This is a genomic window from Nitratireductor sp. GCM10026969 (assembly GCF_042660605.1).
Classification (GTDB): Bacteria; Pseudomonadota; Alphaproteobacteria; order Rhizobiales; family Rhizobiaceae; genus Chelativorans.
Genome location: NZ_JBHSUM010000112.1, coordinates 1 through 13,676, shown reverse-complemented (window position 1 = coordinate 13,676; position 13,676 = coordinate 1). Strand labels below are relative to the sequence as shown.

Here is a 13,676-nt window from a genome sequence, read left to right as displayed (position 1 = left end):
CTGCTGGGCCGGTGCCGGGGCCTGCGGCTTCGCAGGTGCCGCGGGCTGGGGGGGCGCCTGGTCGGTGCGCTCGTCGGGCCGTGAGAACTTGCGCTTCTTGGTTTCGACAACGACCGATTTCGTGCGCCCATGCGAAAAGTTCTGGCGCACCGTGCCCTGCTCGAGCCCCGGCCGTTTCAGCGTCAGCGTCTTCTTCGTGTTGACGCTCAGCGTCTTGTCGTCACCAGTCTTCGTATCAGTCATTCCATATCCTCTGCGGCGTCTGCCGCACCCGACGCCGGAATATCCGGAGCAATGCCCCGAAAGGCGGCGAGCGTCACTAGACGTTTCAGCGCTGCCTCGCCCGGCCCCCGGTCGAGCACGGCAGCATGTATCACATTTGTCGCCCCCAATGCCAAACTCATTTCGGCTTCCGAAAAGAGTCTGAATGCCGGCACCTTTTCGCCACCGACATGGGCCGCCGCTCTCCGCGCGGCCGTAATCTTGCGGATGCCGTCCTGCGATGCTTCGGCCGCATGCAGCACCGCAACGGCCTTGCCGCCGCGCACCGCGGCTTCCACCTTCGTCGCACCCAATGCCACGGCTCCGGCCTTGCGCGCAAGGCCGAGCGTGCCCAAAGCGCCGGAAACCATCAGGGCATCGACCCTTTCGGCCAGGTCCGGCGGCGCGCTCACGGGCGCCTTGAGCGCCCGCTTGAAGAGATCCTTGGCGACCGCCTTTTCGACCAGACCCTTCTCAGCGCCGACCCAACAGCCCCGGCCCGGCAGCTTCCGCTTCAGGTCCGGTACGACGGCACCATCCGGCCCCGCGACGAACCGGATCAACTCCTCCGGTTCCCGCGTCTTGCGCGTCACGATACATGTGCGGTCGTTCATCGCGTTTCACAAGACCCGTTGTCGCACGATCAGCCATTTCAGGCTTCCGTCGCCTCGCCGGCGGTCTCCTCCGCCTCGGCCTCGGCTTGGTCCGCCTTCAGGTCCTCCTCGGTGATCCAGCCCGCCTTCAGGCGCGCGGCGACGACCATCTGTTCGGCCTCGGCCCTGCTGACGTCGAAATTGGAAAGCACGCCGGGGAAGAACTTGTTCTCGCCGTCCTTGCGCTCCCGCCAGCCGACGAGATCGTCTGCCGCGTAGCCGGCGAAATCCTCGATGGTCTTCACTCCATCCTCGCTCTCGCCCAACGCCACCATCATCGCGGTGGTGATGCCGGGAATCTCACGCAACTCGTCGGCAACGCCCAGTTCCTTGCGCCTGGCATCCTGTTCTTCCTCGACGCGCTCCAGATATTCGCGCGCCCGCGCCTGGATCTCCGCCGCCGTCTCTTGGTCGAAGCCCTCGACGGCCGCGATTTCGTCCGCTTCCACGTAGGCCAGTTCCTCGACACTGGTGAAGCCTTCCGAGGCCAGCACCTGCCCTACCATCTCGTCGACGTTGAGCGCGTCCATGAAGAGATTCGACCGATCGCTGAACTCCTTCTGGCGGCGGCTCGATTCCTCCTCCTCGGTCAGGATGTCGATGTCCCAGCCGGTGAGCTGCGAGGCGAGCCGCACGTTCTGGCCGCGCCGGCCGATGGCGAGCGAAAGCTGGTCGTCGGGCACCACCACCTCGATGCGCTCGGCATCCTCGTCGAGCACCACCTTGGCGACCTCGGCCGGCTGCAGCGCGTTGACGATGAAGCTCGCCGCATTCTCGTTCCAGGGGATGATATCGATCTTCTCGCCCTGCAACTCGCCGACCACGGCCTGCACGCGGCTGCCGCGCATGCCCACGCAGGCGCCGACGGGATCAATCGAGGAGTCGTGCGAGATCACGGCGATCTTGGCGCGGCTGCCCGGGTCGCGGGCCACCGACTTGATCTCGATGATGCCGTCATAGATCTCCGGCACCTCCATGGTGAAGAGCTTTGCCATGAACTGCGGATGCGTGCGCGACAGGAAGATCTGCGGCCCGCGCTGTTCGCGGCGCACGTCGTAGACATAGGCACGCACGCGGTCGCCATATTTGAAGATCTCGCGCGGGATCATCTCGTCGCGGCGGATGATCGCCTCGCCGCGGCCGAGATCGACAATGACGTTGCCGTATTCGACGCGCTTAACCGTGCCGTTGACGATCTCGCCAATGCGATCCTTGTATTCGTCGTACTGGCGGTCGCGCTCGGCCTCGCGCACCTTCTGCACGATCACCTGCTTGGCCGACTGTGCGGCGATGCGGCCGAAATCCATCGGCGGAAGCTGCTCGGCGAGAAAGTCTCCGATCTGGGCGTCCGGGTTGCGCCCGCGCGCCAGCGAAAGCGGAATCTGCCGCGCCGGCTCCTCCACGTCCTCGACGACCTCCATCAGGCGCTGAAGCTTCATCTCGCCGGTTTTCGGGTTGATGTCGGCGCGAATGTTCGTCTCCTGCCCGTAGCGCGAACGCGCCGCCTTCTGGATCGCATCGGCCATGGCGGTGATGACGATCTCCTTGTCGATGGACTTCTCGCGCGCCACCGCGTCGGCGATCTGCAAGAGCTCCAGCCTGTTTGCACTGACTGCCATTTTCGTCTCCCTGGACATGATGCCGCGCGATGCCGCGCCGGCCGTACATAAAATCTCGTTCGCCGCAGCCCGCCGAAACGAACGGAAGCGGGCTGCGCTATTCCTCGCTCTCGGCCTCGCCGCCGCGTCGCCGCGCCTTCTTGCGCTGGCGGCGCTCTTCCTTTTCCTTCTTCAGCGCCTCGCGGATCAGCGCATCGGTCAGCACCAGCTTGGCCTGGCCGATCGCTTCCAGCGGGATCTCCGCCGACGCTTCGCCGTCCTCTGCCTTCTCGAGATCGATCGTCAGCACGCCGTCCGCGCAGCCCGTGATCTCGCCACGGAAACGCTTGCGCCCGCCGACCATCACCGAGGTCTCGATCTTCGCCAGATGACCGACGGCAACCTCGAAATCGGCTTGCCGCACGAGCGGACGGTCGATGCCCGGCGAGGATATCTCCAACTGGTAGGCGCTGTCGATCGGATCCTCGACGTCGAGCGCGGGCGAGATGGCGCGGCTTGCCTCCTCACAATCTTCCACCGACATGGTGCCATTGGGGCGCTCCGCCATGATCTGCAGCGTCAGCCCGTCCTGCGCGGACAGGCGCACGCGCACCAGCCGGTAGCCGAGCGCATCGAGCACCGGCATGACGATGCCCGCCACGCGCGCTTCGATGCCCGTCTCCTGAATGATGCGGTCGTCCTGCATCGGCTATCCCGTCTCGATGGGCCCCAAGGCTAATAAAAAAGAGCGGGACCGGTGGGACCCACTCTTCGCCTTACGACCAAGAATTTCACAAAGCATATAGACGAGACGGCCCGCCATTTCAAGCACGATGCCCGTCCCTGGCTGTTGCGCTGCACAAATGCATGGCTGGCCTGCCGAATCGGCACTACCGCGCGGGCTGCGTATTGCTTAATTACGTTGCAGCGCACAATAAAGGAGCACCGACATGCGTAGAGGACATTTCGTAAGGGGTGTGGGTGAATTCTTCGAGACTCTCGGCAGCGCCATTGCCGTTTCCGCCGCGGTGCGTGACCGCCGGCCGGCCCGCGCCAGCGACCTGGCACGCCTCGGCATCGACGCGGAACGTTTCCGGCAGATGAGCCGCTACTGATCAGCGCCGCAGAAAGGTGAGATAAGCCGGCTTGCGCCCCTCGCGCACGGCTTTCCCCTCATACCGTGTTCCCGGCCACGCGGGATAGGGTTCATGCCAATCCTCGGCGCTGGCGGCCTGCCAGACGAAGGCGGGGTGGGCGCGGCAATGGATCAGCGTCCAGTTGACGTAGCTTTCGATATCGGACGCGAAGCGGAATTTCGCCCCCGGCCTCATGACACGGGCGAAGCGGTCGAGATTGGTCGCGCTGACGAAGCGGCGCTTCCAGTGCTTCTTCTTGGGCCAGGGATCGGGGTAGAGCAGGTCGATCCCCGACAGGCTGGCTTCAGGCAGCCAATCCAACAGTGCCGTGGCATCGTCGTCGTAGAGGCGAAGATTGGCCGGGATTTCTTCGCCCAGGGCGGAGAGCAGCTTGGCCATGCCGTTGACGAAAGGCTCGACACCGATCATGCCCGTTTCGGGGGCTCGTTCGATCTCCGCCATCAGATGCTCGCCGCCGCCGAAGCCGATCTCCAGCCGGACATCGCGGACCGGACGCGCGAAAAGCGCACGAACGTCCGCCGGCGCTTCATCAAGCAGATTTAGTCGCAGGCGCGGCAGCACGGTTTCCAACAGCGCGTGCTGACGCGGACGCAACCGCTTGCCGCGGCGGCGTCCGAAAAACGCCTCCGTGCTGCGTTCCGGGTGGTCGGCGGTCATTGCATCGGCTGCGAAGGGTCAGGCCGCGGCGGCCAGCGCCTGCTTCAACGACTTGGCCAAATCCAGCCGCTCCCAGGAGAAGGAACCGTCGCGCCCCGGCTTGCGGCCGAAATGGCCGTAGGCTGCGGTCTTGGCATAGACGGGACGGTTCAGGTCGAGATGGCGCCGGATTCCGGACGGCGAAAGATCCATCGCCTGGCGGATGGCGATTTCCACCTCCTCCTCCGTGACGCGGCCCGTCCCGTGCAGGTCGACATAGACCGAAAGGGGCTGGGCAACGCCAATGGCGTAGGAAAGCTGAATCGTGCAGCGGTCGGCGAGGCCGGCCGCAACGACATTCTTGGCCAGATAGCGCGCGGCGTAGGCGGCCGAGCGGTCCACCTTGGTCGTGTCCTTGCCGGAGAACGCGCCCCCGCCATGGGGTGCTGCGCCGCCATAGGTGTCGACGATGATCTTGCGGCCGGTCAGCCCGGCATCACCGTCCGGCCCGCCGACCACGAACTTGCCGGTGGGGTTGATGTACCAGTGGCAGTTATCGTCGACCGCAAGCCCGCCACTCGACAGCGCCTCGCGGATATAGGGCTCCACCACCTCACGCACCTTCTTGCTGTCCCAGGAAGGATCGAGATGCTGGGTGGACAGCACGATCTCGGTGGCAGCCACCGGTTTGCCGTCGGCGTAGCGCACGGTCACCTGGCTCTTGGCGTCCGGGCCGAGCTTGGCCGCATCGCCGATGCCTGCCTTGCGCGCCTCGGCGAGAAGCTGAAGGATGCGATGGGCATAGTAGATCGGTGCCGGCATGAGATCCGGCGTCTCGCGGCAGGCATAGCCGAACATGATGCCCTGGTCGCCCGCGCCTTCCTCGCCCTGCCGGTCGGCGGCGCTGTCGACGCCCTGACCGATGTCCGGCGACTGGCCGTGCAAAAGCACGTCCACCTTCGCGTTCTTCCAGTGGAAACCGTCCTGCTCGTAGCCGATGGAACGGATCGCGCGGCGCGCAGCCGAACGGAACTTGGACGGGTTGATGAGGGGATTGCCGAACTTGTCCTTGAGGATGTTGCCGTCCTTGTCCCGCTTGAGCAGGCTCTGCGGCACGCGCACCTCGCCGGCGATGACGACGCGGTTCGTGGTGGCCAGCGTCTCGCAGGCGACGCGGACCTTCCACGGATCCATACCTTCCTTCCTCGCCTCACGGTAGACGAGATCGACAATCTCATCCGAGATGCGGTCGCAGACCTTGTCCGGATGACCTTCGGAAACCGATTCACTTGTGAAGAGATAGTTCTTGCGCGCCACGGGTGACCCCACTGAGAAAAAGACCGGCATTCGGCAATCTGGCGAAAACCTTGTTAGCCGGTCGCCACAGAATTGGTCAAGAAATTTGGTCGCCCGTGGCAGGCCCCCTTCGCTTGAACCTTACAAGGCGTCTGACACGCCATCCGGGATCATTCGTTGTCGGCCGCCTCCGTTGCCAAGGCCTTCACCAGGTCCAGGACCCGACGCCGCACCTTGGGATCGCTGATCTTCACGAACGCACGGTTGAGCTGGATGCCCTCGGATGTGCTCAGGAAATCCGTGACGAATGTCGAGCCTTCCTCTCCGAAACCCGGAGCGCCGTCCTCGCCCGGAGCCCCCTCGAAGAAGAACGACACCGGTGCATTGAGGATCGAAGCGATTGCCTGCAGCCGGCTGGCGCCGACACGGTTGGTGCCCTTCTCGTATTTCTGGATCTGCTGGAAAGTGATGCCAAGGCTCTCGCCCAGCTTCTCCTGGCTGATACCGAGCATGTTCCGACGGAGCCTTATTCTGCTTCCAACATGAACATCGATCGGATTCGGCCTCTTTTTGTTGTTGTTCATCTGTCCCTCACGTACGGCTTCAATTCCAAGTTTGTAAAGGCCATGCCCTTGAGGGATCGCCTCCCCAACAACCATGCAGGATTGAGCCGCCTACTCTTATGTGGAGGCCGGTCTCGTGTTGTCAATTCGAGCGGCCGCGTATGTTTAACAGCAGCGTGAGCATGCCAAAAAAAATGACAAATGTAAGCCCGCGCTGCTTGATATCCCCCATAACAAAGTTTTCTCTTTCAAAAAAATACGATCGCTCCAAAGGCAACGACACGTCGAGCACGCCGCGACCGGCTGAAAAAGCATCTATGATTCGGCCGCGGGCATCGACGGCAGCGGAAATACCGTCAGGGGTCGCCAACAGCAACGGCAGACCGGCCTCCACCGCGCGCAACTGGGCATGGCGCAGGTACTGGCCGGGACCCGGCGTTCCCGTAAAACGAGAAAAATCCGCCGGGTTGACGATGAGATCGGCCCGGCCTTCCGTCACAGCGGCGATGCCGGGGACCACGGCTTCGCTGCCGATAAGCGGTATCGCCGTCATCTCTTCCGGCAGGGACAGCAGATCTCCACCGTTTCCGCCGGAGAACGGCTGCGGCACTTCCGCCTCGATGCCGGCCGGGCGCTTCAGAAAAATGGTGGATGGCGGGAAATGCACCATGTCCGCAGCATCTGCGATCGCGCCGCTGCTTTCCACCACCACGACGGAATCGTAGAGCCGGCGCGCACCGGCCTCGCCCTCTTCGTCGCGCATGGCGCCGGCGAGCAGGACCTCGCCCTCGCCCAGTGTCTCTCCCAGCGCCGCGAGGATATCGGGCCGGTCGGCAAGGACCGCGGGGATCGCCAGTTCCGGCCACAGGATCAGACGCGGGCTCGCGCCGTCCGGGCCAGGGGCGGCGGTAAGCGTTCGATAGGCCGCGAAGACTTGCTCGAAATCGCCGTCGCGCGCGCCGGCCTGCACGATACGGATCGGGGCGAAGCGCTCAGGCTGCGGCGCGGTGGCGAGATTCAGATAACCGTAGCCGAAAAAGGCGGCGGAAAGTAGAACGGCAAGGCCAAGCCCCAGCCGCGCGCCACGGCCGGCGGCAAGAAGGGCGGGTGCGGAGAACACGTAGACGGCCAGGCTGGTGACGCCGAAAACGCCCACGAGTTGCGCTGCCTGCATGAAAAGCGGAACAGGCATCGCGACAAAGCCGACAACATTCCATGCCAGTCCCGGAGACAGCATCGCACGAAGCCACTCGGCCGCACCGAAGCCGAAGGCGAGCGCGGCGATGCGCCCGGCGCCGCCGCTCCACAACAGCCGTGCGGCGAGCGCGGCAAGACCATGGAAGAGGGCAAGCACCGCCGGCACGCCGAGAACGGCGAGCGGCAGTGCCCACTCGGCAGCTCCTTGCGGACCGATGAAGGCTGCGCCGATCCACCACAGGCCGGCCAGGAAATAACCGAAGCCGAACCACCAGCCGGTTGCGAAGGCGGAAAGAAACTGACTTGCCCGGCCACCTGTCCCCACCGCGCCGTCCAGCAGCCAGACCAGCATGGGGAAGGCGATGAACCCGGCCGCGGGAAAGTCGACAGGCGCAAGGCCGAGCGCCGCTACGGCACCGGCGAAGACGGCGGCAAGCCGCCGCTGCCACCCCCAAAGCAGGATCACTCGACCGGCAAGCCGCTCCATCAGGACACCCGCACCCCGAATCAGGTGAGTAGACTTACCAGCCGGCGCCGCCCGCTCCAAACGCGCCGTGGCAGGCTTTCTTAGCCGATCGGGAAGTTTCGTGCCCGGACCGATCTCAAAGGGCGCGGGCACCGGCGGGATCCGATGCGCGACACAGAAGCGCGATGCTTTACTGCCGCTCCACCGGCTTCAGGATGCGGCGGCGACGTTCCGCCGTCCGACCCTGGACGATCCGCACGCGCTTGACGCGGCGGGGATCGGCGTCGATCACATGGAACTCGAAGCCGGGGATCGCCTGCACCACCTCGCCGCGCGCCGGCACACGACCGAGCGTGTTGAAGATCATGCCGCCGATCGTATCCACGTCCTCGGCGTGCTCGCCGGGGCCGAAGCCGTCGCCGATCGCCTTGGCCACATCCTCGATCTCCGCCCTCGCGTCGACGAGGAAAATGCCGTCGCCGGTCTTCTCGATCATCGGTTCGTTCTCGTCGTGCTCGTCCTCGATGTCGCCGATGACCATCTCGACGATGTCCTCCAAGGAGACGAGCCCGTCCGTGCCGCCATATTCGTCGATGACCAGCGCCATCTGAATGCGGCCGGCCTGCATGCGCGCCATCAGGTCGGAGGCCAGCATGGAAGGCGGCACGAAGAGGAGCGGACGCACGATGTTGAGCTCCTCGATGGGGCGGTCGAGATCGACGTCACCCAGAAGGAGCGGCGCGTTGGCTTCGGTTTTGCGGTTGCCACGTCCCTTCTTCTGGCGCGCTGCGCGGATGAGATGGCCCACCACGTCGCGGATGTGCACCATGCCGCGCGGATCGTCGAGCGATTCCGCATAGACGGGCATGCGCGAGTGCGCACCACGTTCAAAAATGTTGAGAAGGTCACCCAGCCTGGTCGACAGGTCCACCGCCTGAATCTCGGCGCGCGCAACCATCACATCCTCAACGCGCAATTCGCGCAGGCGCAGGATGTTCTGCAGCATCGCCCGCTCGCCGGGCGAGAAGGAGGTCGTATCGGCGGTGTGTTCGTGAAGCGCGTCGGCAAGATCCTCGCGCAGGGAGGTGCCGTTGCGCAAACCCAAGAAGGCGGCCAGCCGGTTGAACAGCGATGGACCTGCTTGAGCGCGCTGCGGCGGTCTACTCGACCCCTCTTCCCCCTCCGCGGGGGATCCGCTTTCGCCGTCCGGCGGCTCGCCGACGGCGATCATTGAAGTGTCAGTCATCGTCTTTCAGTCGTTTGCACCACACAATTAGGCATAGGGATCGGCGATGGCAAGGCCCTTGAGAACAGCGCGTTCGAGTTCCTCCATCTCGTCCGCCTCCCGATCCGTCTCGTGATCATAGCCCACGAGATGCAGAAAGCCGTGAACGATGAGATGGCTAAGATGATGATCGAAGGGCTTCCCCTCCGCCCGGGCCTCGCGGACAACCGTCTCATAGGCAAGCGCGATGTCGCCCAGATGCGGGAGCCCGCCCGGCAGGCCGGCATTGGCGGGAGCGGGGAAGGAGAGCACGTTGGTCGGCTTGTCCTCGCCGCGGAAACGGGCGTTCAGAGCGCGGATCTGCCCGTCTTCCGTAAAGAGGATGCCGAGCGTGTGCGGCGTGTCCATCTTGGTCACGGCCGAGGCCGCAGCCACGGCGCGCCGCGCCAGCTCGCCCAGCGCCTCCTCGGGCGGCCAGCCGCCCGCTTCGATGGTCATGTCGATGGCGAGCGCAGTAGCGGCCGCGGCGTCCGGGTTATCCATCTTTCCGGGCCGCCGGCGGCGTGCTTGGGGCCTTGCGGTCATAAGCCTCGACGATCGCCGCCACCAGCGGATGGCGGACCACGTCCTTTTCGTTGAAGCGCACGGTGACGATGCCTTCGACATCCTTCAGCACCTGCAGCGCCTCGACAAGGCCGGATTTCGTGTTGGGCGGCAGGTCGATCTGGCTGGGGTCGCCGGTGACGATCATGCGGCCGTTCTCGCCGAGACGGGTCAGGAACATCTTCATCTGCATCGGCGTGGTGTTCTGCGCCTCGTCGAGGATCACCACGGCATTGTTGAGCGTGCGCCCGCGCATGAAGGCGAGCGGGGCGATCTCGATGACGTCGGCGGCGAGCGCACGCTCGACCTTGTCGGCCGGGATCATGTCGTAGAGCGCGTCATAGAGCGGGCGCAGATAGGGGTCGACCTTCTCGCGCATGTCGCCGGGCAGGAAGCCGAGCCGTTCGCCCGCTTCCACCGCCGGCCGCGACAGGACGATGCGCTCCACCATGCCGCGCTCGAGCAGCATGGCGGCGTAGGCAACGGCCAGGAACGTCTTGCCGGTGCCGGCCGGGCCGATGCCGAAAACGAGCTCGGACCGCTCCAGGGCGCGCATATAGGCGTCCTGATTGGCCGAGCGGGCATAGACGGTGCGCTTGCGCGTGGAAATCTGCGCGGCGGCAAGCTTGCCCTTCGATTCCAGGGTGGGCAGGCTCAGCTGGTCGTCCGCCGCCTGCGCCAGGCGCACCGCGCCATCGACTTCGGAGGCGGACAGCTCCGTGCCGCCCTGCACCAGCCCGTAAAGATAGTCGAGGGCGCGGCGGGCCTGCTCGGCCGCCGTCGTCTCCCCCTTGATGGAAAGCTGATTGCCCTTCGAGTTGATATCGACGCCGAGCTTCTGCTCGATACGCGCCAGATTCTCGTCAAACGGGCCGTAAAGCGCCCCGGCGAGTTTGTTGTTGTCGAAGGTCAGCACGATGTGTGCCATGTCCGAGGCCCCGGAGGGCGCATTCCGCAGCTCCATGCCCGCGTTCAAACGTACACCCCCTTTGTGGCCTCGGCACATCCCGGCGCGCCGATCTCGCCGACAGGATCGGCGAACAGGCTGTTGGGCCCGGCCCGCGTGATCCGCACCTTGACAATGTCGCCGATTCTGCCCGCCGCGTCATCAACAATCACCGGCTGCAGCCAGGGCGAACGGCCAACGAGCTGGCCGGCCTCGCGGCCGGGCTTCTCCAGAAGCAGGTCGATCTCGGTGCCGACGAGGCTTCGGGCGAAATCGCGCTGCTGTTCGGTCAGAAGCGCCTGCAGGCGCTGCAGGCGCTCGCCCTTCACGGCTTCGGGCACGTGATCGGCCATATCGGCGCCGGGTGTGCCCGGCCGCGGCGAATATTTGAAGGAGAAGGCCTGCGCATAGCCAACCGCGCGCACGAGGCGCATGGTCTCAGCAAAATCCTCCTCCGTCTCGCCGGGGAAGCCGACGATGAAGTCGCCCGACATGGCGATGTCCGGGCGGGCGGCGCGGATGCGCTCGATGAGGCGCAGATACTCCTTCGCCGTATGCCGGCGGTTCATGGCCTTCAGGATCCGGTCGGAACCGGCCTGCACCGGCAGGTGCAGATAGGGCATCAGCTTGTCGAGGTCGCGATGGGCGGCGATTAGCGCGTCATCCATGTCGCGCGGGTGGCTTGTGGTATAGCGCAATCGGTCGATGCCGGGAATTTCAGCCAGCCGGAACAGGAGCTCACCGAGCCCCCATTCGCGCCCGTCCGCACCCTCGCCGTGCCAGGCATTTACGTTCTGGCCGAGCAGCGTCACCTCGCGCACGCCGGACGCGGCCAGGCGCTCCGCCTCGGCCACGATTTGGGAGACCGGGCGAGATACCTCCGCGCCGCGCGTATAGGGCACCACGCAGAAGGTGCAGAACTTGTCGCAGCCTTCCTGTACGGTGAGGAAGGCGGTGACGCCGCGGCTCCTCACGATCCGGCCTTCCGGGTGAGGCAGATGCGCGAACTTGTCCTCGATGGCGTATTCGGTCTCAACGATCTTCTCGCCGCCCCTGGCGCGCTTCACCACGGCGGGCAGGCGATGATAGGTCTGTGGCCCGATGACGAGATCGACCGCCGGCGCGCGGCGCAGGATCTCGCGCCCCTCGGCCTGGGCGACACAGCCCGACACGCCGATCAGCGTCTCGCGCCCGTCTTTGGCGCGCTCTTCCTTCAGCTGGCGAATGCGCCCGAGCTCCGAATAAACCTTCTCGGCCGCTTTCTCGCGGATGTGGCAGGTGTTGAGAAGTACGAGGTCGGCGTCCTCGATAACATCCGTTGCGCAGTAACCGTCCGCCGCCAGCGCGTCGGTCATGCGCTGAGAATCGTATACGTTCATCTGGCAGCCATAGGTCTTCACGAAGACCTTCTTGGTAGCGGTGTCGACCGTGCCCGTGCCGGGCGTTTCCTTGCCGCTCATAATCTCCGGCGCCGTGTTCTGTTCCATGCCGGTTTCCTAACGTTTTTACGGGTCAAAAAACAGCCGGTTTTTGCCCTTCGTCCGATTCAGTTTCCGCCTCCCGCCGGCGAAGCGCGCCGACCAGCAGGGCGCGCACCGCGTTCTCTGCCCTGCGCGCGACCGCCTTACGGTCCGATCCAGCAGAGAAGGGAATGGGTTCGCCGAAGCACACCTCGACGTCCACCGTGCCCGCGGCAAGGAGGATCTTGAGGTGCGGCAGCAACGCCGTATCGCCGATCCAGGCGATATCGGCACGCTCGCGCAGGTCGAGCCGGAGTCCATTGCGGCGCATATAGGCTATGGCGACTGGCTGCACCAGCACCCGCTCGGACCGAAGTGCGGCGAGCGCCGCCTGCGCGGCGCCGAAGAGGCTGGTCTTGAAGGGCAGCACGCGGTTGCCGTCGCCGGTCGTGCCCTCGGCGAACAGGACCATCGGATCACCGTCGGCGAGCCGCGCGGCGATCTCGCGCACCTGGCCGGGCGAAGCGCGCCTGCGCTCACGCTCCACGAAGACCGAACGCTGCAGCCGTGCGAACGTCCCCATCACCGGCCAGTCCCGCACCTCGGCCTTGGCGACGAAATGGACGCCGTCGAGCGCCCCGAGAACCAGGATGTCGGTCCAGGACACGTGGTTCGCCACGATCAGCAGCGGCCGCTCCGGCGTCACCCCGCCTCGCACATGAACGCGTATACCCAGGAGCCTCAACGTCAGCCGGTGCCACAGCCGCGGGGCGATGCGATCGCTCCACCAGCCGGTGCGCAACGCGATCTCCTGTATCAGCATCAGGGGCAAGGTGTAGACGGCAACGAGCAGAAGTATCGCCAGAAACTTCACAAAGCGGAGGAATTTTCCAATGAACACGGATATTCCTACCGCAAATCGCGGCGCATCACCAGCGCTGCCGTCCGGCCCGTGGCCTTGTGCTCGTAGTACTCCGGACGACGGCCCACCTCGCGGAAGCCGAGCCGGCGGTAAAGGGCGATCGCCGGGTGGTTGGTCTCATCCACCTCGAGGAACAGCGCCTCGGCGCGTTCGGCATGAAGATGGCGCAGGACCGCATCCATCAGCATGTAGCCGAGCCCACGGCGACGATAGGCGTGGCCGACGGCGAGCGTGAGAATCTCGGCTTCGCCCGCAGCCATGCGCGCCAGGACAAAACCGCAGGGTTTCGCGCCGGGGGCGCCCTCCTCCACCGCGGCAAAGCCGAAGACCGCCCCCTCCGCGAGAAGGGCGGTGAATTCATCTTCCGTCCAGGGGCGGTTGAAATCTTCCAGGTGCAGCGCCGCAAGCGCTTCGCTATCGGCGCTTTCCAGGGCGCGCACCGTGTAGCTCCGGCGGCGGAAGGGGAAAAACGACGCGGCCATCAGCGTTCTTTCAGGGGCAGGGCATAGGCCGTCTGCGGCTTGGCATCGAGTGCGCGCAGATAAAGGGGCCTGGGACTTTCACCCGCCGGTCGACCGGCGGCGATCCGGGCATAGACGCCGATATCCGCCGTCGCGCGCTGCGGACCCAGGTCGAAATCGCCCGCGGCGGCTTCGGCCACGAGGGGCGCCGCGTTGCCGGCCAGAACGAGCC

General features: G+C 65.4%; 15 protein-coding genes and 1 pseudogene. 1 reads left to right on the top strand and 15 read right to left on the bottom strand.

Annotated elements, in window-relative coordinates:
• The 4 genes from ACFP9U_RS18480 to rimP form a co-directional block, all read right to left on the bottom strand.
• Nucleotides 1-243, bottom strand: a 243-nt coding sequence (locus ACFP9U_RS18480; RefSeq protein WP_378623703.1) for a translation initiation factor IF-2 associated domain-containing protein, incomplete at its 3' end; no start/stop codon positions are given.
• A complete protein-coding gene (locus ACFP9U_RS18475; RefSeq protein ID WP_378623701.1) occupies nucleotides 240-875 on the bottom strand; it encodes an RNA-binding protein in 636 nt (211 codons plus the stop codon). The genes ACFP9U_RS18480 and ACFP9U_RS18475, both read right to left, overlap by 4 nt.
• A gap of 38 nt (nucleotides 876-913) precedes the next feature.
• Nucleotides 914-2,533, bottom strand: a complete 1,620-nt coding sequence (gene nusA, locus ACFP9U_RS18470) for a transcription termination factor NusA (protein WP_378623700.1) — start codon at nucleotides 2,531-2,533, stop codon at nucleotides 914-916.
• A 97-nt stretch (nucleotides 2,534-2,630) separates the two neighbouring features.
• On the bottom strand, nucleotides 2,631-3,218 hold the full coding sequence (rimP, locus tag ACFP9U_RS18465; protein ID WP_378623698.1) for a ribosome maturation factor RimP: 588 nt from the start codon (nucleotides 3,216-3,218) through the stop codon (nucleotides 2,631-2,633).
• A gap of 244 nt (nucleotides 3,219-3,462) precedes the next feature.
• On the opposite strand from rimP, the gene ACFP9U_RS18460 reads away from it, so the two are divergent.
• Nucleotides 3,463-3,627: a hypothetical protein gene (locus tag ACFP9U_RS18460; protein WP_322454035.1), complete on the top strand. Its 165-nt coding sequence runs from the start codon at nucleotides 3,463-3,465 to the stop codon at nucleotides 3,625-3,627.
• On the opposite strand, the gene trmB is transcribed toward ACFP9U_RS18460, so the two are convergent.
• The 11 genes and pseudogenes from trmB to ACFP9U_RS18405 form a co-directional block, all read right to left on the bottom strand.
• Nucleotides 3,628-4,326, bottom strand: coding sequence for a tRNA (guanine(46)-N(7))-methyltransferase TrmB (gene trmB / locus ACFP9U_RS18455; RefSeq protein ID WP_378623696.1), 699 nt, complete (start codon nucleotides 4,324-4,326; stop codon nucleotides 3,628-3,630).
• 18 nt (nucleotides 4,327-4,344) lie between these two features.
• Entirely contained in the window at nucleotides 4,345-5,622 is a 1,278-nt protein-coding gene (metK, locus tag ACFP9U_RS18450) for a methionine adenosyltransferase (protein WP_378623695.1), read from the bottom strand.
• 149 nt (nucleotides 5,623-5,771) lie between these two features.
• Nucleotides 5,772-6,185 carry a helix-turn-helix domain-containing protein gene (locus ACFP9U_RS18445; RefSeq protein ID WP_322454038.1) on the bottom strand — a complete coding sequence of 138 codons (414 nt, stop codon included), beginning with the start codon at nucleotides 6,183-6,185 and terminating at the stop codon, nucleotides 5,772-5,774.
• 121 nt (nucleotides 6,186-6,306) lie between these two features.
• Nucleotides 6,307-7,848: an apolipoprotein N-acyltransferase gene (gene lnt, locus ACFP9U_RS18440; protein ID WP_378623693.1), complete on the bottom strand. Its 1,542-nt coding sequence runs from the start codon at nucleotides 7,846-7,848 to the stop codon at nucleotides 6,307-6,309.
• 169 nt (nucleotides 7,849-8,017) lie between these two features.
• On the bottom strand, nucleotides 8,018-9,073 hold the full coding sequence (locus ACFP9U_RS18435) for a hemolysin family protein (protein WP_322454040.1): 1,056 nt from the start codon (nucleotides 9,071-9,073) through the stop codon (nucleotides 8,018-8,020).
• Between the two features lie 27 nt (nucleotides 9,074-9,100).
• Nucleotides 9,101-9,595 carry an rRNA maturation RNase YbeY gene (gene ybeY / locus ACFP9U_RS18430; protein WP_378623692.1) on the bottom strand — a complete coding sequence of 165 codons (495 nt, stop codon included), beginning with the start codon at nucleotides 9,593-9,595 and terminating at the stop codon, nucleotides 9,101-9,103.
• Complete coding sequence (locus ACFP9U_RS18425; RefSeq protein ID WP_378623690.1) at nucleotides 9,588-10,583, bottom strand: PhoH family protein; 996 nt, start codon at nucleotides 10,581-10,583, stop codon at nucleotides 9,588-9,590. Before ACFP9U_RS18425 ends, ybeY begins: the two co-directional genes overlap by 8 nt.
• Before the next feature lie 44 nt (nucleotides 10,584-10,627).
• Nucleotides 10,628-12,061, bottom strand: coding sequence for a tRNA (N6-isopentenyl adenosine(37)-C2)-methylthiotransferase MiaB (miaB, locus tag ACFP9U_RS18420; protein WP_378623706.1), 1,434 nt, complete (start codon nucleotides 12,059-12,061; stop codon nucleotides 10,628-10,630).
• A 52-nt stretch (nucleotides 12,062-12,113) separates the two neighbouring features.
• Nucleotides 12,114-12,884 (bottom strand): lysophospholipid acyltransferase family protein, encoded by a 771-nt coding sequence (locus tag ACFP9U_RS18415; RefSeq protein WP_378623704.1) that lies wholly within the window; start codon nucleotides 12,882-12,884, stop codon nucleotides 12,114-12,116.
• Between the two features lie 86 nt (nucleotides 12,885-12,970).
• Nucleotides 12,971-13,465 (bottom strand): GNAT family N-acetyltransferase, encoded by a 495-nt coding sequence (locus tag ACFP9U_RS18410; protein WP_378623688.1) that lies wholly within the window; start codon nucleotides 13,463-13,465, stop codon nucleotides 12,971-12,973.
• Nucleotides 13,465-13,676, bottom strand: a pseudogene (locus ACFP9U_RS18405) (tRNA (adenosine(37)-N6)-threonylcarbamoyltransferase complex dimerization subunit type 1 TsaB); the annotation flags it as partial. The gene ACFP9U_RS18410 and the pseudogene ACFP9U_RS18405, both read right to left, overlap by 1 nt.